This window comes from Spirochaeta lutea (assembly GCF_000758165.1).
Taxonomy (GTDB): domain Bacteria; phylum Spirochaetota; class Spirochaetia; order DSM-27196; family Salinispiraceae; genus Spirochaeta_D; species Spirochaeta_D lutea.
In genome coordinates this window covers 163777-183770 of sequence record NZ_JNUP01000023.1, presented here as the reverse complement: position 1 = coordinate 183770, position 19994 = coordinate 163777, and the positions used below count along the sequence as shown (strand labels likewise).

Genomic DNA, 19994 nt, shown 5'->3' with positions numbered 1-19994 from the left:
CGCAAGAGTGGGAAAAGTACGCCCCCCAGAACCCGTCGGCTCAATCGATGCATGGTTACATCTTTCGACCGCGGGACCCGGTTGAACGCGGAACCCCTTACCAGACTTGGTAATTACTTCTACTCCCGGGGTGAAAAAACCTTCCACCGCCGTTTTTCAGCATGCTTTTTTTCTTCAGATGTTGCCATTGACCGGCTTTTTTTATTGGCATCGGATTGAGCCTTGCTTTTAGGATACGCCGGTGTATCAGACCTACGGACACCCGAGATGACCAAATGACCATGCAGTATGCCTGTCTCTTCCACAACGATTCTGGGGGAATGGATATTTCCGATCACTACAGAGTCAGCGAGAATAATTACCTTCCCTTCAGCGTAAATATTACCCCGTACTATACCACCAACCACCACAATACGTCCCGACAGGGCGCCATCCACTCTCCCGTACTGGCCCACCAGAATCTTACCCTTGGTTTTTATGGTACCGCTAAAATCACCATCAATCCGTATGAGTCCATGGACAACTATATCGCCCTTGAACTTACTACCGGGTCCGATAATCGAATTTACAATCTGTTCTTCGGGAATAACATCAGACATGTGGGGGACTTACCTGTTACCGAGCCATCGGGCAAAATCATTTTTAATACTAAGGAAGGTTGTGGGATCTAGAACCTCAGTTCCAAGCATAACCTGAAAGTCCAGATGCGGTCCCGAAGATAATCCCGTGTTGCCAAGCAGACCAATCTGCTGCCCCTGGTACACCTCCTGACCTTCACTTACCAACCTTCTACTCATATGGCTATACCGGGTACGGAACCCGTACTTATGTTCAATGATTATCATATTTCCGTAACCGGAAATCTGATCCAATCTAGACTCCACGACCTTGCCGTTTGCCGCTGCCACGATGGGAAGACCTATTGGTCCCGCAATATCCGCCCCCTTATGAAGGTACCATTCATCACGGATGGGATGCTCATTTGGACCGAATTCCATGGTAAGTGCGTTTCTACCACCGACCACCGGCCAAAGGGTAGGAATATCTGAGAGGAGTTGCTTCTCGGCAGACAAAATATCCGCGATCTGATTGACAGGCTCAATGGCATCGGAGAGTGAACTTCTGAGGCGTCGTACATCAAACACCTCCCGAGGGGTGCTACCCTGCACCTCTTCTAAATCCAGAATACTCGAAATATCACCGGATCCAGAAAAACCTTCATCCTCTCGGGTTGCGATGTTTAATTCCCCTAGGGTTGACTGCATTGCATTTTCAAAAACCCTATATACCTTTATCAACTCTGAAACCTCATCTACCACAGAATCCAGGTTAGCTTGAGCAGTTTCAAAGTTCACGGTTTCCACCAGGGTCTCCTGCTGAGATGCCGCGTAATCTGTAGAAAGAACTACGAATCCGATGATGAGGGATACAAGGGTCAGGCAGGAAAAAGTAAAGAAGAGGGTATTAATCTGAAGATTTACAACCTTTTTTTCTGAGTGGGGAATGACCATCACGGTAAATTTATGAGAAAACAGCTTTCCCAGTGCCTCCTTGAGGCTGAGAAATACGTGTCGTTTCTTACTGGAAGATTTCCCTCTTTTTCCGGCCATTCTGTAAAACCCTACCATGAATAAATTAAAATTGTCAAATGGAACATTCTGTTGACGTTATAGTATCGGCATGCTAATGTCTTTTGTATATCCTTTCAGATTTGGAAAAAGCCATGAAACTATTTGATACTCACGCCCATATCGGGTTGATTCACGAAGACCCGATTGAACAGTTAATTATTACTCAAGAAGCCCGGCAGCAAGGGGTAGAGGGTATAATAAGCATTTGCAATAACCTCCACGATTTCTTCGTGGTGTATGAAAATCTACGTACTGCGACGCATGTCTATCACGCCGTGGGAGTCTCTCCTTCGGAGGTTCAAAATCCCGGGATTGACTGGGAAGCGAAAATTGATTCCGGTGTGAAGCAGGAACGTGTTGTTGCCATCGGTGAAACAGGCCTGGACTACTACCGTAAGTTTGGTAATAAAAACTCCCAGATCGAATTATTTATTCGCCAACTCGAAATTGCTGATAAGTACAATCTGCCTGTTATTATCCATAACCGTGATGCAGGCAAGGATATCTTGGATATTCTTTCCACCCGGAGACCGACTAGAGGTGGGGTTCTGCACTGTTATTCCGAGGACTGGGAGTTTGCGAAGAAAGCAATTGATCTTGGTATGTACATTTCTTTTGCCGGAAATGCCACCTATAGAAATGCTAGAAATCTCCACGAAACTGCTAAGAACATTCCCATTGAACAGCTTGTTATTGAGTCCGAGAGCCCCTTCATGGTACCGGCTGAGTACCGGGGCAAGAGAAACCGGCCGAGCTATCTTCATTCCACCGCAGAATACCTAGCATCCCTTCGCGGGCTGGATCCCGAGGAATTCGCTGAACAGACCTTCCTCAACGCAAAACGGCTCTTCCAACTCTAGCAGAGCTTAGATCGGTACCAGCTCTGGGGTCGTCATGGGACAGCACACCATGCCCAAGCAGTACGGTTCCGACAAGTTAATCCCTCGGAGCTCCATCTGGCATCCCCTGAGGGTAGTTACATTCCTGGGGTGCCGGTCCTTTTCCTGATCAACTTGGGTAAACACTCCCGAGATAGCCTTGACCTCTGGCTATCTCGGGTGCTATACACTCCCCGAGACCTATTAACCAGGAAATCCAAATCATGATACATGAAGAAAAGCTTGGCCATTACTGCGGTGTAGCGGGTGTTTTTTCGGAATCCCTTACAAATATACCGGTTAAACTCTTTTTTCCCCTGTTTAGTCTACAACACCGGGGCCAGGAGAGTGCCGGCATCGCATACCGCAAGGAAGATAAAACCGTTTCTTATAGAGATTTAGGGATGGTATCTCAGGTCCTATCAAAATACCTTGACGGAGAACGGATGAGTCATTGTGGTATCGGGCATGTGCGCTATTCCACCCATGGGGGAAATAAACTTGAAAATGCTCAGCCGCTCCTTGTTTCCTGCAATAAGGGGGATATTGCCCTGGCGCACAACGGCAATCTGACCAATACGCAACCCTTGAAAGAGGAACTGGTCTCAGCCGGAGCGATTTTTCAAACGACTTCTGACTCTGAACTCATTTTGCATATGATCAGCCACTCCCGGAAACCCACCTTTCAGGAAGCGTTGGTTGAGTCGTTACAAAAAATTGAGGGTGCATATTCCTTGGTGCTCCTCCACGATGACACTATGATAACGGTGAGGGATCCCTGGGGTTTCCGGCCGTTGTACATAGGGAAAAAGGATGGAATGACCGTAGTTGGCTCTGAAACCTGTGCATTGGATATTTTACAAATCACTGATTACCGTGAGGTTGAACCCGGAGAGATAATAATCACCGATCAATACGGGAGCAGGAGTAGTTTTCTGACCCCGAAAAAACGGAACCACTGTGCATTCGAGTTAATCTATTTTGCCAGACCGGATTCAGATGTGTATAACATCAATGTGTATCACCAGCGCAAAAAACTAGGGAAAGAACTTGCTATTCGGGACGAAGAATTTTTTGCCCAAACAGGGAAGGAAGACACCATCGTCGTACCCGTACCTGATTCAGGAAATTCCGCCGCCCTCGGCTATGCAGAGCAAGCTGGACTCCCCTTTGAACTCGGTATGACGAGGAATCACTACACCGGGAGAAGCTTTATCATGCCAACCACCGCTGAACGTGAATTAGTTGTACGCATGAAGCTACATCCGGTTAGAAAGACAATTGCCGGAAAACGAATTATTTTAGTAGATGATTCTCTTGTACGGGGAACAACCGCAAAGATCCTTGTAAAACTAATGAAGGAAGCTGGGGCACGGGAGGTCCATCTCCGATTGTCATCCCCAGAAATTCGATGGCCCTGTTTCTTCGGTATCGATATCCCGACCAGACAGGAACTCATTTCAAATACCCTTACCCCCGATGAAATAGCGAATTTCATCGATGCTGATAGCGTAACATTTCTTACCATCGAAGATTTGCAGCATAGCCTCGATAGCCCCGAAAGCTATTGTTTCGCCTGTTTTACCGGGGAGTACCCCATCCGCGTCCCCTTGAAACAAACAGAAAGAGAACGTACCCTACGAGACACAAAGGAACATCAATGAAACCAAAAAGTTACCAAGAAGCCGGTGTTGATATCGAGAAGGGCGATGCCTTTGCACGGTACATTGGCTCCGTTAAGTCCCCTGCTGTATCCCGGGGTATTGGCGGGTTTGCCGGCGGCATTGAAATTGATACCACGAAATATAAACGACCGGTACTTCTTTCGGCCACGGATGGTGTAGGAACAAAACTGCTGGTCGCCCAGCGGCTCAATCGCTTCGACACCCTTGGAATTGACCTTGTGGCTATGTGTGTGAACGATCTTATCGTGTGCGGTGCAGAACCCCTGGTATTTCTCGACTACATCGCAACCGGTGCAATACAAGAGGACCAATTAAAGCAAATAATTGACGGTATCATTAAGGGCTGCGAGGATGCGCAATGCGTTCTCGCCGGGGGTGAGACAGCCGAGATGCCGGATCTTTACCAGCATAGTGATTTTGACCTAGCAGGATTTTCAACCGGTATAGTTGATGCAGATAAGATGCTTCCTAACCTCAATGCAATGAATCCTGGAGACAGTCTCTTTTCACTCCCCTCTTCGGGAATTCATTCCAATGGCCTTTCCCTGGCAAGGAAGATTATCCCTGAATCGCGGGATGACCTGTGGGAACAGCTTCTTGTACCAACCATCATCTACGTTCGCCAACTCAAAAAAATTATCTCCGAAGGTTTAATTTCTGGAGCCGCCCACATCACTGGCGGCGGTTTGGTAGCCAACACCCAACGGATTCTTCCCCAAGGACTAATACCATCCTTTTTATGGGATTGGCCGGTGCCGCACATATTCTCTGAATTGCAGAACCTGGGCAACATTGAAACGACAGAAATGCGGAAAGTCTTTAATATGGGGATTGGAATGGTTCTGGTCGTACCCAAAGCGAAGACCCAGGATTTTCAGAGCTTTTGCGAACGCACCCAGATAGAAACACGTTGTATTGGGGAACTGGTACATGGCTAAATTAGCAGTATTTGCTTCAGGTCGCGGGAGCAATCTTAATGCTATATATGATTACTTAGACTCATACCGCCATGAACTCGCTCTCATCGTTACTGATATCCCGAATTCCGGAGCTGCCCAACTGGCCCATGAATGGGACGTTCCACTTCATGTCGTAGATTATAGTAAGCTCTCAAAATCCCAGGCAGAGGCGCAGCTTCAAACTGCATTATCATCCCAAGGTATACAGTTTATTGCCTTAGCAGGGTTCATGCGGATTTTAAGTCCCGGATTTACTAAGTCCTGGGAGGGTAAACTCATAAATATCCATCCGAGTCTGTTGCCTAAATATCCCGGCGCCCACGGTATCCGAGACAGCTATGCGTCGACTGACTCAGAACTTGGCATCACAATTCACTTTGTAGATGCCGGAATTGATACCGGCGCCATCATCTTCCAAGAACGTTTTACGCGCCGGGGGACAGAGTCCAGGGAAGATATAGAATCACGCATTCACCAGATAGAGCATGCATCATATCCGGTCATTATAAAATCATTTTTAGACCGAATTGACCCAGAGGAGGAACAGAGTTGAAGGTACTTGTGGTTGGCAACGGAGCGAGAGAGCATGCCATAGCCTGGCAATTTGCCAGAAGTAAACGTAATACTGGTCTTTTTGTGGCTCCAGGAAACGCAGGAACGGAAAGCTTCGCGATGAACCTACCGGAAGTGTCCGGAGAGGATTCATCAGCGGTCATTCAGGCCTGTAAGAAACATGAAATTGATCTTGTCTTTGTTGGACCGGAGGTTCCCCTATCGAATGGGCTTGTCGATGATCTCCAGGTGGAGGGGATTCCCGCGGTGGGTCCTCGAAAATTAGCCGCCCAGCTCGAGTCTAGTAAAGCCTTCAGTAAGCGGTTCATGGAGAAGTACGGAATCCCCACAGCAAAGGCGGAAATTGTAGAAAACGAACAGGATCTTCGTTCTATTATTAATGGGATTGATTCGAAGGTAGTACTAAAAAAGAGCGGATTAGCGGCAGGAAAGGGCGTTTTTGAATCCGAAAACAAGGAAGCACTGTTAGAATTCGGCATTCCTGCCCTGGAGGACGGCCCCCTGCTGGTAGAAGAGTTTCTTTCAGGATATGAGGTTTCGGTATTCGCCCTTACCGACGGCGTCTCATATAAGCTCCTCCCTCCCTGCACCGATTATAAAAAAGCAGGGGATGGAAATACTGGTTTAAACACCGGCGGCATGGGAGCCATCTGCCCGGTACCCTGGATCGAACCCGGAGGCATGGATGCTATACAGGAACAGCTTGTAGAGCCCACCTTTCATGGTTTTACCCAGGAAGGCTTTGATTACCGGGGCGTGGTGTATTTTGGGGTCATGATGACCCAAGATGGGCCAAAACTCCTGGAGTACAACGTCCGATTCGGCGATCCCGAGGCCCAGGTACTCTTACCACTCATAGAGAATGATTTTTGCAATCTAGCAGAGGCGATGGTTGAACAGAACCTGGATCAGCTGGATCTGCGGTTGTCCGATAAAACAGCCCTCTGCGTTGTTGTAGCGAGTCCCGGCTATCCCGAATCGTATAAAAAGGATCTCCCTGTGAGCCTTCCAAAGATCAATCAGCAACAGTTAATCTTCCATGCATCAACCTATAAAGCGAATGAAACGGTGTATACCAAGGGAGGAAGGTGTTTTTCAGCCGTCGGCCTCGGAAGAGAACTATTAGAAGCACGGTCTACAGCATACCCGGCGGCAGCGGGCATCACCTTTCCCGGCGCATGGTTTCGGCACGATATTGGAGATCGAATTTTCGGCACCGTGTGATTCGGCTTTGGGATATATACAACCTACCAATCAGCACCGGCAACTCTATCCCTGGGGTTGCCGGGGTACTATCCTCTTCTAACCGTATTTTCCACAGTTACACACCCAGACTGGTTCTCTGACCTTAGGTGGTGCGTAAAAACCTAGTAACAGTTGAACCTGACAACCCTGCCCGTGGTTTCGTTTTAGACGGAAACACTTATCCGGTGTTCTTCTGCTATTTACGCCCTACCCGGTTATTTCGGTTCCAGCAAAAAACGGTTATACCCGTTTTTGCTGGAACCTGTCCTAGGTACCCCGAAGGTATTAGCGCTTATCCTTGACGAATGGCTCTCCAACAGCCTTAGGAGCCTGGGATGACCGAGAGAAGATGATGAGCGCAATTAACGTTGCAACATAAGGAAAGGTCTTTAGGAGAACCGGCGGAATAACGGCCAAGGAAGGGATAACCTGACTGACATTTGCCATGGTTGTGGCAAACCCAAAAAACAGGGTTGCCCCGAGAATCCCCAGGGGCTTCCACTGACCGAATATCAGGGATGCCAGGGCAAGAAAGCCGAGTCCGGCAACAGAACCGTTAAATTGCCCGGAATAGGTTACAATCATAACCCCTCCACCTAGTCCTGCGAAGGTTCCAGACAATCCAACACCGATGTATCTAGTCCGCTGGACATTGATCCCAGCAGCATCGGCAGCATGGGGGTGTTCGCCGCATGAACGTAGCCGGAGACCAGAGGGCGTGTAATAGAGAACAAAGTATGCTGCCCCAAGAATTGCAAGTACAAACCAAGTGGTTGCATAGGTATTTGTAAAAAACAAGGGGCCGATTATCGGGATGCGGCTGAGAAGCGGTACATTGAATCGGCTTAACGTATTGATTATCTGAATATTTCCGCTGCCTAACAGGTTGCGGGCAAAGAATACCGTTACAGCTGTGGCAATCATATTTATAGCAGTTCCGGAGATTACCTGATTGGCATGGAGGGAAACGCTGGCTATGGCGTGAAGCATAGAAAATAACGCACCACCGATCATGGCCGCCAACAAGCCGAACCATATGGCATTCGCTCCCATGGTTGGTTCCAGAAAATTAATCACCAGGGCAGTAAAAAAAGAACCAACAACCATAAGTCCTTCAAGTCCGATATTCACCACCCCGGAACGCTCGCTAAACAATCCCCCCAGGGAGGTAATGAGAAGGGGAATAGTGTAGGCTACCGCATAGGGAAAAATCTGTACAATGGTATTCATTTCTTATTCCTCCCTCGCTGAAAGTAGGTCAACAATCTGTCAAAAAGTACACTGGTGGCGGAACCATAGATAATTACACCTATGATTATGTCTCCAATCTCAGGAGGAACCCCCGTCACCGATTGCATGAACCCCTTCCCATTCAGTAACAACCCAAAGAAAACCGCCGAGAGTAGCACGCCAATAGGGGTATTCGCACCTAATAAGGCTACAGCGATACCGTCAAATCCTTGGGTTGGAAGTTTTCCGATCTCTAAATGACTTGAGTATCCGGCGTAGTAGGTGAACCCGGCTATTCCCGCCAACATGCCGGCAATCACCATAGAGAGCACGATGTTCCGATTCACGTTCATACCCGCATACTCTGAGGCGAACCTATTGTAACCTGCAGCCTTTAACTCATAGCCCAATACCGATTTATTAATGATCACACCGATAATGACCACGAGAATTAGGGCGAGAAACAGCCCGAGGTTTAAAAAAGACCGGTCAGTAATCTGCCTAAGCCAATCCACCTGAAGACTCGCTCCACTTGGCAAGGTGGCTGATTGGGTTTCCTGCTCTGCAGTGAAGTAGTTCTGAATGGTATAGTAGGTGGTCCACAGGGCAACGAAGTTCATCATAATGGTTGCTACAACCTCATGAACATTAAACCTCGCCTTGAGAATACCGGGAATAAACCCCCAGAGGGCGCCGGCAGCAGCAGCCCCCACCAGCATCACTGTCAGTAACAAGGGCTTCGGCAGATCCAGGCTGAGCCCAAGGACTGTGGCTACCATTCCGCCGATGAGCATCTGGCCGGATGCTCCGATATTGAACAGCCCGGTTCTGAACGCAAAGGCCACCGAAAGCCCGGTGAGGATCAGGGTTGTGCTGTTGGCCAGGGTGTTGGCGATGCGCCGGATACTCATGAGCCCGCCTTGGAACAAGGCTGTGTAGGCTGCAAAGGGGTTATACCCCGTGAACAGGATCAACAATGCTCCGATGAGCAAACCAAAGGCTATGGCCATAAGAGCAAGTTTCAATTGATGTGGAATGCGTATCTTCACCCTATGCTCCTTGTTTGATGCCAGCCATCATGAGGCCGACTTCATTTTCGTTTGTCTCCGCTGCATTCACCTCTCCTACACAAACCCCGGAGTTGATTATAGCAATTCGGTCCGACAGGTCTAGTATTTCATCCAATTCAAGGCTCACCAGTAGTACAGCCTTTCCCTTATCCCGCTGCTCTACCAAGCGTTTATGAATGTACTCGATTGAACCGACGTCAAGCCCCCGGGTAGGTTGAACGGCAATGAGAACCTCGGGGTCGTGGCTGATCTCTCGGCCGACAATCGCCTTCTGTTGATTCCCCCCTGATAATGCCCGGGCCTTTGCTTTGGCGCCTTCCCCGGATCGAACATCGAATTCCTGGATCAGGCGCTCTGTATAAGAAGCGATTGCGGGAAATTGGAGCAGTCCCCGTTTCGAAAACGGCGGATTACTTACGATCTCCAGCACCATATTCTCGGCTATGGAATAGTCCAGCACCAATCCGCGTTTTTGCCGATCCTCCGGAATATGGGCAATCCCTGCATGAAACCGGTCTTTTATACTAAATTTACTGACATCCGTACCGTTGAGCAGAATGGCTCCGGATTCCACATTCCGCAACCCAGTGATAGCCTCTACCAGCTCACTCTGACCGTTTCCATCTACCCCGGCAATTCCGAGAATCTCCCCCTTTCGAAGGGAAATACTGAAGGAGTTAACCGCTGGCAGTCCCCGATTATCTTTTACAACCAGATCCTTCACCTCCAAGACAGTCTCTCCCGGAGGATTATCAGCCTTGTCCACGTTAAAGGAAACCTCACGTCCCACCATCATTTTAGCCATCTCTGCTTCAGAGGTCTCATTCACCTGCACGGTACCTATGACCTTTCCGCGCCTGATTACCGTACACCGATCAGCAACCTCCTTAATCTCCTTTAGTTTATGGGTGATTAGGATGATGGATTTACCCTCTTCGAGGAGATTTCGCATGATCTTCATCAACTCACGAATCTCCTGGGGGGTTAATACGGCGGTAGGTTCATCAAAAATTAACACCTCGGCATCCCGGTAGAGCATTTTCAAGATCTCTACCCGTTGCTGCATTCCCACCGAAATATCCTCGATTTTCGCATAGGGATCTACGTTTAATCCGTAGTATTCAGAGAGTTCCTTAATCTTCTTGGCTGCACCGTCCCGGTTAATGATGAGTCCTTTCTTGGGCTCCATGCCGAGGATAATATTTTCAGTAACCGTAAAATTATGTACAAGTTTGAAGTGCTGGTGGACCATCCCAATCCCGAGGTTATTCGCCTGGGTCGGATTTTTAATCTCGACCTCCTGATTTCTTACCCTGATTGTGCCGGCATCAGGATTATACAGGCCGAATAGTATACTCATGAGGGTTGATTTACCGGCGCCGTTTTCTCCGAGGAGGGCTAGAACCTCGCCCTTTCGCAGAGAAATCGAGACATCGTCATTGGCGACGATCCCCGGGAATTCCTTCCGTATATTCAGCATTTCTATGATATGGTCCATGGCTCTTCCTTCTCTTAGCAAAGGTATTACGGGTGAGGTTCGATCAAAACGCCGTTTTAAACGAACCATGCGCTGGACGGATAAAAATAATTCATTTCTTTGAAATGATTTATTTTTATTCATTATTACGCACGCCAATTGCAGGCTTCTTATGCAATCGGATCGGGTGTCAGAAAAAAAAACAGGGGCACGATGCCCCTGCTTATACAATACCCTGATTATTTGATGAGGTTACCCTGAACATCGTTAACGGTTACCGAGCCGCTTACGATGGAGTCAAACACTTCTGCTACCTGGGTTTCAACAGCATCACTCAGGTTGGGATTCTCTTCAGGAATGCCAACCCCGTTATTGCTGGCATCAAAGGTCAGAATCTGTCCACCGGGGAAGCTATCATTCAGATAGGCCTTGATCATATCATAGGATGCCTGATCAATCCTTTTCACTGCACTGGTAAGAATGACAGATTTCTCACCCTCGTAGATGCCGTCTGCATATTGATCTACATCAACACCCACAACCCAGACTTCTTCACCTGCCCTGGCTCGGCTCTTGGCTTCATTTATAACCCCAACACCTACACCACCGGCAGCGGCGAAAATAGCATCTACACCCTTCTCATACATCTGGGCGGCAATCTGCTGACCCGCTGCAACATTATCGAAGGAGCCTTGATAGATAACATTCTCTGCATTAATGGCAATCTCGGTACCGAAATTGGCATTAGCATAGGCGATTCCCTGTTGGAATCCCCAGTTGAATTTCTGTACAGCGGGGATCTCCATTCCGCCGATAAATCCGACCTCTCCCTCATTGAGCTGTAAAGCAGTGGCAACACCGGCAAGGAATCCGGACTCGTGCTCAGCAAAAAAGATGGAAACGGTTTTGGGACCGACTACCGGATTGAAATCTCCAGCATGGGGGGATCCGTCGAGCAATACAAAATAGGCATCCTCATACTCATCCTGAGCTTTGAAGATGGTGGTTTCAAATTTGAATCCCGGGGTAACAATGAACTTGTATCCAGCATCATAGAGGTTGCTGATTTCTTGGATATAATCGGCTTCTGTGGTGCCTACAGGTTTAAGGTAGCGTACATCAAGATCAAAGTCCTCCTGAGCCGCTAAAATTCCTTCCCATGTTCCCTGGTTAAAGGACTTGTCATCAATGGTACCGGCATCAGTTACCATTCCGACCTTCGTTTTGGATTCTTCCTGGGCGCACCCTACAAGCGCAAGCCCGGCAATGAGAATCACAACTGTGATTAATGCAATCTTCCTCACCTTAACTCTCCTTCTCGTTTAAACGAATTGGTGTTGTCTATCTTCAAAGTATTACACAAAATTCCCTTGAATGGAACAGAAATTTGATCTCAAATTATCTGCCCTCCTGGGTTTAACCGGAAATCTGTAAAGAAATGCTTCGGCCGTTATCGGCTATGGTACGTTTCATGTAATCCTTGTCCAGATCGAGCTCTTCGATGAGAGAACGTACCTGTTGTTCGGAGACCAGGTTTTGCTCAATAAATAGGTACATGAGAGCCTTTTCCGCAATACAGGGTACCTTGAGGGCATTCATACAAGTGGCATTACCCGAGGAATCCTCCCTTCCGAATTTTTCCTGAAAGTGGTTCGCCAGGGCCGAGGATGTAATATCCTCGTTCATAAGCCTAAGCTCACCCTTCAAGGGTTCGGTGTTACCCTTTGCGGCTTCGATCCCCAGGGGCTTGAGGATGAGGAAGGTGTACTCTTTTCCAGGCAAGTAGTGATGCGCCTCGCATCGGGTAGCATAGTTGGGTTGACGAGGATCGTCCTTTATTCGGTCCCCGCCTACTACTATAAGGGGATCAAAAAACAGGGCCGGACATTCTTGACCGTGGATACGGTAGTAGCGGTAGGTGTAAAAGCTATCCTCCATACAATCGGAATGCTCACAGTACGCAGTTAGGGGAAAGACATCGGTGGCGGTTTCGAGAAGTAACCGGGCTGTGGGGTTAAAAATATCCTTTCGGAAGTTTAGGATGAGGGTCGGAAAAATAAACACCCTGCCATGCTGTTTTGATTCCCGGGAAATCACATAGGCGATCCGTTCATCGTAGAAGCTTGCTTCGTCAATTATCCAGGTGCCGCATTCTGGATGGTCGGCAATCACGGTTTCCAACTCGAAGCTGTCGCGGATCCTGGCGATGCGATCTCCCAGTAGTTCATACCCTCCTCGGTAGGCCAGGGCATTGTCCGGATAGTCTGGAAACCGCTCAGCATCCAGGATGGAGCGGATGAAAAATACATTTCTTCTGTCACTGATACCTGTCTTCGTCTGCCGGGCGAATTGGGTGCTTTTCTGCATGGCGATCTTGGCATCCCGCCACACCCTGGCCGAATACTCGGTCTTACCGCTTCCCATGGGGCCAATAACAAGAATCCGCCGGTCCGGTCGGGTAAAATCGAAATGGCTCACAGCATGATGAATGGTAACATCGGGCATCCCAAGACTTTTAAACAACTCCGCTGCATCCGAACTATGGCTATTAGTTAACATTCGACCTCGATTGAATGGTACGTATTTTCCAGGAACTGTAGCCCCTTTCATACGCGGTGTAAAGCAGAAACCTCATCAAACTGCTGTGAAAGACCTATCCTACTGGGAATGGTCTGCCCTCAGGGGATACCACCGTAAGATGCCGCTGCATGCAACCGCCCCGGGTTTCGCCTGGCCTCCTGGGTTTTCCGAATCAGTGCGGTGGAGGATCTGGAAATAATCCTCTAAAACAGGCCCGTCCTGCTCGGTACAGGCATTCGAATCCCCTCCGGGACAACACATCTGAGTGATCAACCGATCGCCCCAGCCTGCCTCGGCGGTATAATTTATCGTCCACTCTCTCAGAGCATACTGCTCAAACCGGGTCCGGGGATAACTTTGGAGAAACCACTCCATGTACCTGACATTGTTTACATGCTTATGTAGATCTACCTCGTTATATCCACAAATATGTTCCGCCAGGCTCTCCCAACACAGATCGTTCGGTTGGGTGATTTTCTTAGCAGTTTCTTGAAAGAGGGGTGCCACATCGGGCAATACGATATCCTTAATGAGGGGCTGCGGTTTTTGAATGCGCCTTGTGTCCGCATCGATAATTACCCAGCTGGAAGTTGCTCGGGCAAATTCGCGCCCATCTTGGGTGGTCAGCAGGTACTCCCGGATGGCAAACAGCCTGTCAACTCCCGTCGGTTGGGTATGGACCAACACTAAATCCTCCCAGACCGGCAGGGGACCGGTGATTTGCACGTAGAGTCTGGTGAGCACCCAGTGGATGGAGGCAAATTGGGGATTGGAGTAGTCTATTTTCAGGTGTTTTGCGTGGTTCCAGGCGGTTTCCTGGAGAAGCCGCGGTATTGCCCCAGGGCGGAGGGTCTGCCAACAATCGACATCGGCCGAAAGCAGCCGATACTGGTCGACCCAGGGGAAGGTATAGGATTCTGGTGGTACTGTCATGAAGGGGATTTTAATCATTTCTAGCAATATTGCCAAGGCAGTGAGATTCTAATGATTCACCTTCGCTGGACTACCAGGGCTTGTACGACAGAATCCTTTTCAATCCTTCCCCGGGAATAATCACCGAAGCGGTGTTCCACCTGAAAACCATTTGTCCTGAGAATGTATTCCAGATCCTGGGGAAAGAACATCCGTAACTGGAGGTGTTGAATGACCGGATCATCCTGACCCTCCCGGAAAAAATACCAGGTAATGTGGTTAATCTGGTTCCATGGATCGTAGCGCATGGACTCAAACAACTCCACAGGAACACCTTCCTGGCTATCCCGAAAGGTCCCCAGGGGATAGAGGGCTTGGGGATCCCTGGTTAACAGCCCCAGAAGGGGGAGAAATACCGAAAAGACAAAGCGCCCCCGGGGTTCCAGGTGCTGCAATACCCCTTGAAGACATCGGTCCAGATCTTCATTCGATACCAGGTGACTGAGGGAGTTATAGGGAAAGATGATCAATGGGAAGGTAGTATGTAAACGAAAGTCTCTGATGTCAGCTCTGTGAAATTCGCAGGTTCCGGCCTCGGAGCCGAGGCCCTGGGCAATCTTTTTTTTTGCCAGGGCGATCATATGAGGACTTAGATCCAATCCTATGGTGGAGTATCCGAGTTCTGCAAGATTAATGCTGACCCTTCCGGAACCGGATCCCAGCTCCAGGATCGGATAGCCGGGTCTCCCATAACTGCGAGCAGCCCAGGCCCAGAATTCGAGATCCTCAGTTACATCGCTGTTTTGGTCATCATAGAGCTGTGCATCCCGGTAGAGTTCCTCAATTTTTTCAATCATCCTGCCGTACCCCCGTTTTGAAGTAGAACATATCCTGCCTAGTAGTTTATGATGATTCTTGGAGAAGGAGTATACACCATGAATTCGGATTTGGAGTTGCAAAAGAATAATTTATTGGATCGATTAAGCTCACTGTACGCAGAAGATCAAATCTCCCTGGAGGAATATGAACAGTGGACTGAGCAGGTTACCGCCCTGCAGACCCTGGGTGATTTGCAGGGTGTTCAACGAAACATGCCCGGACTTCCTTCACTGGCAAGAGGCAATCAGGCCATGGAGGTGTACCAGGGATCTCCGAGTCAGACCAGTGTAGCGATTTTTTCGGGAACATCGGTGGCTGGCCGGTTTCATGCCGCCCAATCCCACCAGGCTATCGCTGTTTTCGGAGGGGTGGATATCGACCTCCGCCAGGCAGTAATTCCCCCCGAGGGCATGACCATCCATGTTGTGGCTGTGTTCGGGGGAGTGGACGTTATTATTCCCGAAGATGTGAATCTCGAAATATCCGGAATCGGCATTTTTGGCGGTTTTTCTGGCAAACGCCACCGGGCCCACAATCCGGATGCACCCACCGTGCGTATTGATGGAATCGCCCTGTTCGGCGGTATGGATGTAAAGGTACGGTAGGTATTTCAGGCTAGAGGGGCGGTTTTTCCGTGCGGAGAAATGAACTCCCCGCCCCCTCCTTTCTGGCGATCAGGGTGTAGGCAAGAATTGACCCGCTAAAAAAGAAACTGGAAAAGCCGGTTTGCGCAAGTTTCCGCCGTGGAATCTGGGGAAGGTTGAAAAAACGATTGGGCAGATAGTCGTTCACTGAGAGTATCCCCCCTTTTTTAAGCACCCGGTAGGAGTCAATGAGAAAATGCTCAGATCTGCGAATAGATGACAGACTCTTAAGGATAAAAACCACATCGAAGGACTCCGGAGGAAAGGGAAGATCACTGGTATCTTGAACATGGTAGATCTCCCAGGATGCACAGCTACTCGGGTCAACCCTCTCTGTGAGAGCGGATTCAAGGGACCGAATCGTCTGGTGATTGCCTTCAATTCCCACAAAGACCCCATCCCTGCCGAGATGCTTTAGGATGGTGTGGACCTGATCGCCGGTTTCAAGCCCAAGGGCCAGAACTGTTAATCCCGGTTCGATGTGGCTAAGGGTTAGGCATTGAGTCAATGGCTGAATGGTATTCCGGGCCTTGGGTTGATTCAGAGGGCAGAACCACGGTGTGGGATCAGTACCGGTTTTTTTCGTAAAGAACCGTAGAAGGCATTCCACTAAAAAGAGAGAAGCACATACCGCGGTAACTATCCATAGGGGCGTCATAGAGGCCAGGGCTCCTTTATACTCAACCGGTCCCACCATACCAGTAGCTGTTGAAGTACCTCTCCGGGCACATCCAGGGTTTGAGAATCCGGGGTTTGTCGGCTTCCGGGATATCGAACCCCCGGTGAGGCATCTGCAAGGGATTCCATCATAGATGAAAAGCGTTGGGGAGCCTGCTTCATTGAGGAGTTTGCCCCAAGGGAAACCGCAATGACCGTCTGGCTATGTCCCGAGATACCCCCCCCCTGGGGAATATCCAGTCCCATATGTCCTCCGGAAAGGCCACCGGTTACCATTTCCACTAACAGCGCCAAACCGAATCCTTTATGGCCGGCCATGGGGGATAATGCTCCGCCTTCCAGGATCTCCTGGGGACTCGAGGTTGGTTCCCCCTGGGCGTTATAGCCGTAGGAAGAGGGCACCTGTTCCCCGTATTTTACCTTCTTATGCAGGGTACCCAAACTCGCATACGCCATACACATATCTAGTATAAAGGGCTGGGCCGTCGTTGGAAAGCCGGCTGCGAATGGATTATTCCCAATGACAGGTTGGGTGTCCCCCCTCCCCGGTGGGCCGGCCATAGTGGCATCGGTGGACGAAAAAACCAGGAGTAGGCATTGATTCTCACTACCCATCTCCGCGTAGGGCGCACCAGCCAAGAAATGATTGCTGTTCTTCACCGTCGAGAGGGCGATCCCATACTTCTGTGCATCCGTGATAGCCCGGGATGCAATGGAAGAGCAGCACAATTCACCCAGGGCATTATGCCCATCATACCAGGAAAGACTTCCCTGGCTCCCCAGGAGCTCGGGCTGGGCATTCCCTGCAACCTTCCCCTGGAACAGCCAATCAAGGCGGCCGGGCAGGTAGCTCAGGTCATGGTGTTCCATTCCCCGACGCTGGGATCGAATAAACACATCGCCAGCCTGCCTGGCATGAGCTTTTGTGAGCCCGGATGCGGACAACAGTGTTTCTGTTATATATCGAATGTCGGTAGTTTTATAATCCATGGGCTTAGGTTATACCATCTTGATAACTCATTGCACAGGGTATATCGTCCTGGGTGTGGTACGGCGTAAACGTTTTTCAGCGTTCATCAAATTATTGTTAACCGGTCTTGTCGGATTGGGCATCGGCTTGTTTATTGCGAGGGGTACCCAGGAATCCGCGCCTGCGGCGGGGAGGGCCTCCGGGGTTGAGCAGAATGGGTACCTAGATCTGGAGACCATCGGTTTTGTGACACCCCAGCATAATGGACTTGAGGCGGTAGATTCTCATCCCATTGATGTCTTTCTACCCCGAGAAGATGAACCGGAATTACTGACCCGAATACGTGAACGGGCGACCCTGGGATTTATAATCCATGACCTCAGCCCCGTTTGGTCGAATCAACAAAACAAAACCCTGGTGACCCGATTAAACCAGGGAGAATTAGTAACCATAATCCAACTTCTACCCTGGTCGAGGGAGGGAAATGAGATGATCCGGTATATCCAAATCGAAGACAGATTTGGAAACCGCGGCATCATCACGAGCTCTTCAGTGGTGCTTCTTGAAGAGGGGGCGGAGAACACCTACCTTGGGGTGCGGGAGGTGGCTCAGCTTACCCGGGTGCAGAACCTCCCAGAAACATCCCGTGTACTAATGGGCAGACCAACATCGCAACCGGTGCTGATCATTAATTCCGTTCCCTATTTATTTGATCCCAGGGTTGTTGTAGAAGATATCAACGCCCAATCCTGGAAATACACGGTAGACCTCATCGCCCATGATGTTTGGGAGGGTACTGAGATCCGGTTATCCCTCACCGCACCTCTGGAGCCCGACACCGGGGCTGATATGAATCATACCTTTGCCCTCTGGGCTGTTATAGGACTTTCGGAAGACGGTGTTACCATCAGGTTTCAACGGCAAGAACTCCTCCCGGGAAAAGCAGTTCAAACCAGATTCAGCAACTCCTTGGAAATACTCCCCCAACAATCCGCAGGATTACCTATAATGGAGACTTCCATGATAATAACTACCCCAGAGAACAGTCAGCGCCTCTTCGGTTATTACCAGCCCTTGGCACCCTCAGATGAGGGAACCTACCTACCCCGGGAACGCCAGGACTGGTCAATACCCTTCGGTGTTCCCCTGGCGGTATTACAGCATAATGCGGCCCTCCGGCGGACACCGAGCCTCCAGGGTGGACTCATACAGCGGCTTCCCAGGGGTACGCTGGTGATTCCAAAGCAAATGTCTCTTCCCCGGGGTACGGTAGCAAGACAGCCAGGGTACTGGATTGCCGTGGAACTATATGAAGAGCCGGAGACCCAAGGCTGGATCTGGGGTGAGTTCCTACCCCGCAGGAATGGTTGATAGAACCGGTGAGTATGAAGCCTTCTTTCACCAAGAGCATCAGAAAGAGTATCAGAATCAGAACCATCCCGGGCACCGAGACCTTTGTATCCAGAGAAATATTCGGGGTACTTCCAGGGAAATCAAGCCGGGAGGTCTCCATCCACTGGCAAAAGAACCGCCTGGGAGAAAACGGTCTATTCCTAACCTGGCAGGATCATTCCTGGGTGGAGATTTTCGACTATACCCGAAGGCTGAGCCGGCTTCGGTCCATCCAGGGAGTAGGAATCCATCTGGCAAGCAGGCAGTTTTGCAATACCGAACCGAGTCTTGACGCGGTACTTTCATTTCTCGACTCCCAGATAAGGAAAGCTGTGACTCGCGGTTTGTTTTCTGCTCTGGGAGACCGGAGCTTTGCATGCCGGTCTAGTCGGAAGGGAAATCACCCCTTTCGGAGTCCGAAACTCGAGGGAGCGGCAGGTGCATTAATCGGGCGACACCTTCCCCGGTGGAAGGTTGACCTTAAACAACCCGATGTGGTCGTCCACCTGGAGCTTAAGAACCAACGACTCCATGCGGATATTGAACCCCACCCCAAAGACCTGAGTAAGCGGTTGGGTAAGGTATTCAATCCCCGGATTTCTCTGCGCCCCACGGCTGCATACATCATGGTGCGAACGGCTCTGGACTGCTTCGCCCATCCAGCCCTCCCTCAGACCCCCACCCTTCTCGACTGTTTTGCCGGCAGCGGGACTATTCTGATGGAAGCCCACACTCTACTGCCTGATGCAAGCCTCCTGGGCATAGAGAAAAACGGCAATGTATTTCCCGGCTTGGTTCAAAATTGCCAGGGAACCTCCAGGACGGACCTGCGGTTCGGGGATTGCTTTGATCTGGCACCCACCATGCCCCCAGAATCGGTCGACCTGGTAATTACTAATCCGCCCCTGGGAGTAAGGCTCAACCGACTCCAGGGTGCAGCGGCCTTCCACCGCAGACTATTTGCCCTCGGCAGCCACCTCCTAAAAGAAGGGGGTATTTTAGGATTTTTATCCCTAATTCGACCGGATGCCATGGCTGGGCTCCTGACCCAATCCCATCAGCACCCTTCATGCTTCACTCAGGTTGGACGGATGACCATGATCCTCAACACCCTGGAGGTACACTTCTACCTGCTCCGAAAAGGAATCCAGGAGTGAGTACTCTCCGGGCTGCCTCCCCCGGCGATGTGGC

19 protein-coding genes are annotated in these 19994 nt (G+C 49.9%); 8 read left to right on the top strand and 11 right to left on the bottom strand.

Annotated elements, in window-relative coordinates:
• Positions 1-119: 119 nt before the first annotated feature.
• Together DC28_RS16130 and DC28_RS02955 are read right to left on the bottom strand one after the other, a co-directional pair.
• Entirely contained in the window at positions 120-599 is a 480-nt protein-coding gene (locus tag DC28_RS16130; RefSeq protein WP_081941842.1) for a bactofilin family protein, read from the bottom strand.
• A 9-nt stretch (positions 600-608) separates the two neighbouring features.
• Positions 609-1610 (bottom strand): M23 family metallopeptidase, encoded by a 1002-nt coding sequence (locus DC28_RS02955; RefSeq protein ID WP_052078373.1) that lies wholly within the window; start codon positions 1608-1610, stop codon positions 609-611.
• A gap of 113 nt (positions 1611-1723) precedes the next feature.
• Between DC28_RS02955 and DC28_RS02950 the strand changes: the two genes are divergently transcribed.
• The 5 genes from DC28_RS02950 (at position 1724) to purD (ending at position 6950) form a co-directional block, all read left to right on the top strand.
• Positions 1724-2491, top strand: coding sequence for a TatD family hydrolase (locus DC28_RS02950; RefSeq protein WP_037545596.1), 768 nt, complete (start codon positions 1724-1726; stop codon positions 2489-2491).
• Positions 2492-2733: 242 nt separating this feature from the next.
• Positions 2734-4173, top strand: coding sequence for an amidophosphoribosyltransferase (gene purF / locus DC28_RS02945; RefSeq protein ID WP_037545594.1), 1440 nt, complete (start codon positions 2734-2736; stop codon positions 4171-4173).
• Complete coding sequence (gene purM / locus DC28_RS02940) at positions 4170-5132, top strand: phosphoribosylformylglycinamidine cyclo-ligase (protein WP_037545592.1); 963 nt, start codon at positions 4170-4172, stop codon at positions 5130-5132. The genes purF and purM overlap by 4 nt, the downstream gene beginning before the upstream one ends.
• Complete coding sequence (gene purN / locus DC28_RS02935; RefSeq protein ID WP_037545589.1) at positions 5125-5706, top strand: phosphoribosylglycinamide formyltransferase; 582 nt, start codon at positions 5125-5127, stop codon at positions 5704-5706. Before purM ends, purN begins: the two co-directional genes overlap by 8 nt.
• Entirely contained in the window at positions 5703-6950 is a 1248-nt protein-coding gene (gene purD / locus DC28_RS02930) for a phosphoribosylamine--glycine ligase (protein WP_037545586.1), read from the top strand. Before purN ends, purD begins: the two co-directional genes overlap by 4 nt.
• Positions 6951-7256: 306 nt before the next feature.
• On the opposite strand, the gene DC28_RS02925 is transcribed toward purD, so the two are convergent.
• The 7 genes from DC28_RS02925 to DC28_RS02895 form a co-directional block, all read right to left on the bottom strand.
• Positions 7257-8201, bottom strand: a complete 945-nt coding sequence (locus DC28_RS02925) for an ABC transporter permease (protein WP_037545582.1) — start codon at positions 8199-8201, stop codon at positions 7257-7259.
• A complete protein-coding gene (locus tag DC28_RS02920; RefSeq protein ID WP_202962950.1) occupies positions 8198-9250 on the bottom strand; it encodes an ABC transporter permease in 1053 nt (350 codons plus the stop codon). The genes DC28_RS02925 and DC28_RS02920 overlap by 4 nt, the downstream gene beginning before the upstream one ends.
• 1 nt (position 9251) lies before the next feature.
• Positions 9252-10769, bottom strand: a complete 1518-nt coding sequence (locus tag DC28_RS02915) for an ABC transporter ATP-binding protein (protein WP_037545580.1) — start codon at positions 10767-10769, stop codon at positions 9252-9254.
• Positions 10770-10987: 218 nt separating this feature from the next.
• Positions 10988-12052, bottom strand: coding sequence for a BMP family lipoprotein (locus DC28_RS02910; protein WP_037545578.1), 1065 nt, complete (start codon positions 12050-12052; stop codon positions 10988-10990).
• A gap of 112 nt (positions 12053-12164) precedes the next feature.
• The gene (locus tag DC28_RS02905; RefSeq protein WP_037545576.1) at positions 12165-13307 is read right to left on the bottom strand and encodes a thymidine kinase; all 1143 of its coding nucleotides are present in this window, start codon (positions 13305-13307) and stop codon (positions 12165-12167) included.
• A gap of 99 nt (positions 13308-13406) precedes the next feature.
• The gene (locus DC28_RS02900; protein ID WP_037545574.1) at positions 13407-14261 is read right to left on the bottom strand and encodes an acyl-[acyl-carrier-protein] thioesterase; all 855 of its coding nucleotides are present in this window, start codon (positions 14259-14261) and stop codon (positions 13407-13409) included.
• Positions 14262-14317: 56 nt separating this feature from the next.
• Positions 14318-15097, bottom strand: a complete 780-nt coding sequence (locus tag DC28_RS02895) for a class I SAM-dependent DNA methyltransferase (protein WP_037545572.1) — start codon at positions 15095-15097, stop codon at positions 14318-14320.
• Positions 15098-15175: 78 nt separating this feature from the next.
• Here DC28_RS02895 and DC28_RS02890 point away from each other — a divergent pair, with 78 nt between their 5' ends.
• The gene (locus DC28_RS02890) at positions 15176-15724 is read left to right on the top strand and encodes a LiaF domain-containing protein (RefSeq protein WP_037545569.1); all 549 of its coding nucleotides are present in this window, start codon (positions 15176-15178) and stop codon (positions 15722-15724) included.
• A gap of 10 nt (positions 15725-15734) precedes the next feature.
• Here DC28_RS02890 and DC28_RS02885 read toward each other — a convergent pair whose 3' ends face one another.
• Together DC28_RS02885 and DC28_RS02880 are read right to left on the bottom strand one after the other, a co-directional pair.
• A complete protein-coding gene (locus DC28_RS02885) occupies positions 15735-16421 on the bottom strand; it encodes a class I SAM-dependent methyltransferase (RefSeq protein WP_037545566.1) in 687 nt (228 codons plus the stop codon).
• Positions 16418-17431, bottom strand: coding sequence for an Ldh family oxidoreductase (locus DC28_RS02880; RefSeq protein WP_052078372.1), 1014 nt, complete (start codon positions 17429-17431; stop codon positions 16418-16420). Before DC28_RS02880 ends, DC28_RS02885 begins: the two co-directional genes overlap by 4 nt.
• A gap of 55 nt (positions 17432-17486) precedes the next feature.
• Here DC28_RS02880 and DC28_RS02875 point away from each other — a divergent pair, with 55 nt between their 5' ends.
• Both DC28_RS02875 and DC28_RS02870 read left to right on the top strand, forming a co-directional pair.
• Entirely contained in the window at positions 17487-18782 is a 1296-nt protein-coding gene (locus DC28_RS02875; RefSeq protein ID WP_156104551.1) for a hypothetical protein, read from the top strand.
• Positions 18783-18796: 14 nt separating this feature from the next.
• Complete coding sequence (locus DC28_RS02870; RefSeq protein ID WP_037545559.1) at positions 18797-19960, top strand: THUMP domain-containing protein; 1164 nt, start codon at positions 18797-18799, stop codon at positions 19958-19960.
• The last annotated feature ends 34 nt before the right edge of the window (positions 19961-19994 follow it).

Coding starts and splice junctions, on each gene's coding strand:
- DC28_RS02905 (WP_037545576.1), bottom strand. CDS start 13,307: ATGTTAACTAATAGCCATAGTTCGGATGCAGCGGAGTTGTTTAAAAGT.
- DC28_RS02950 (WP_037545596.1), top strand. CDS start 1,724: ATGAAACTATTTGATACTCACGCCCATATCGGGTTGATTCACGAAGAC.
- DC28_RS02895 (WP_037545572.1), bottom strand. CDS start 15,097: ATGATTGAAAAAATTGAGGAACTCTACCGGGATGCACAGCTCTATGAT.
- purM (WP_037545592.1), top strand. CDS start 4,170: ATGAAACCAAAAAGTTACCAAGAAGCCGGTGTTGATATCGAGAAGGGC.
- DC28_RS02880 (WP_052078372.1), bottom strand. CDS start 17,431: ATGGATTATAAAACTACCGACATTCGATATATAACAGAAACACTGTTG.
- DC28_RS02870 (WP_037545559.1), top strand. CDS start 18,797: ATGAAGCCTTCTTTCACCAAGAGCATCAGAAAGAGTATCAGAATCAGA.
- DC28_RS02890 (WP_037545569.1), top strand. CDS start 15,176: ATGAATTCGGATTTGGAGTTGCAAAAGAATAATTTATTGGATCGATTA.
- DC28_RS02955 (WP_052078373.1), bottom strand. CDS start 1,610: ATGGCCGGAAAAAGAGGGAAATCTTCCAGTAAGAAACGACACGTATTT.
- DC28_RS02915 (WP_037545580.1), bottom strand. CDS start 10,769: ATGGACCATATCATAGAAATGCTGAATATACGGAAGGAATTCCCGGGG.
- DC28_RS02900 (WP_037545574.1), bottom strand. CDS start 14,261: ATGACAGTACCACCAGAATCCTATACCTTCCCCTGGGTCGACCAGTAT.
- purF (WP_037545594.1), top strand. CDS start 2,734: ATGATACATGAAGAAAAGCTTGGCCATTACTGCGGTGTAGCGGGTGTT.
- purN (WP_037545589.1), top strand. CDS start 5,125: ATGGCTAAATTAGCAGTATTTGCTTCAGGTCGCGGGAGCAATCTTAAT.
- DC28_RS02925 (WP_037545582.1), bottom strand. CDS start 8,201: ATGAATACCATTGTACAGATTTTTCCCTATGCGGTAGCCTACACTATT.
- DC28_RS02885 (WP_037545566.1), bottom strand. CDS start 16,421: ATGACGCCCCTATGGATAGTTACCGCGGTATGTGCTTCTCTCTTTTTA.
- DC28_RS16130 (WP_081941842.1), bottom strand. CDS start 599: ATGTCTGATGTTATTCCCGAAGAACAGATTGTAAATTCGATTATCGGA.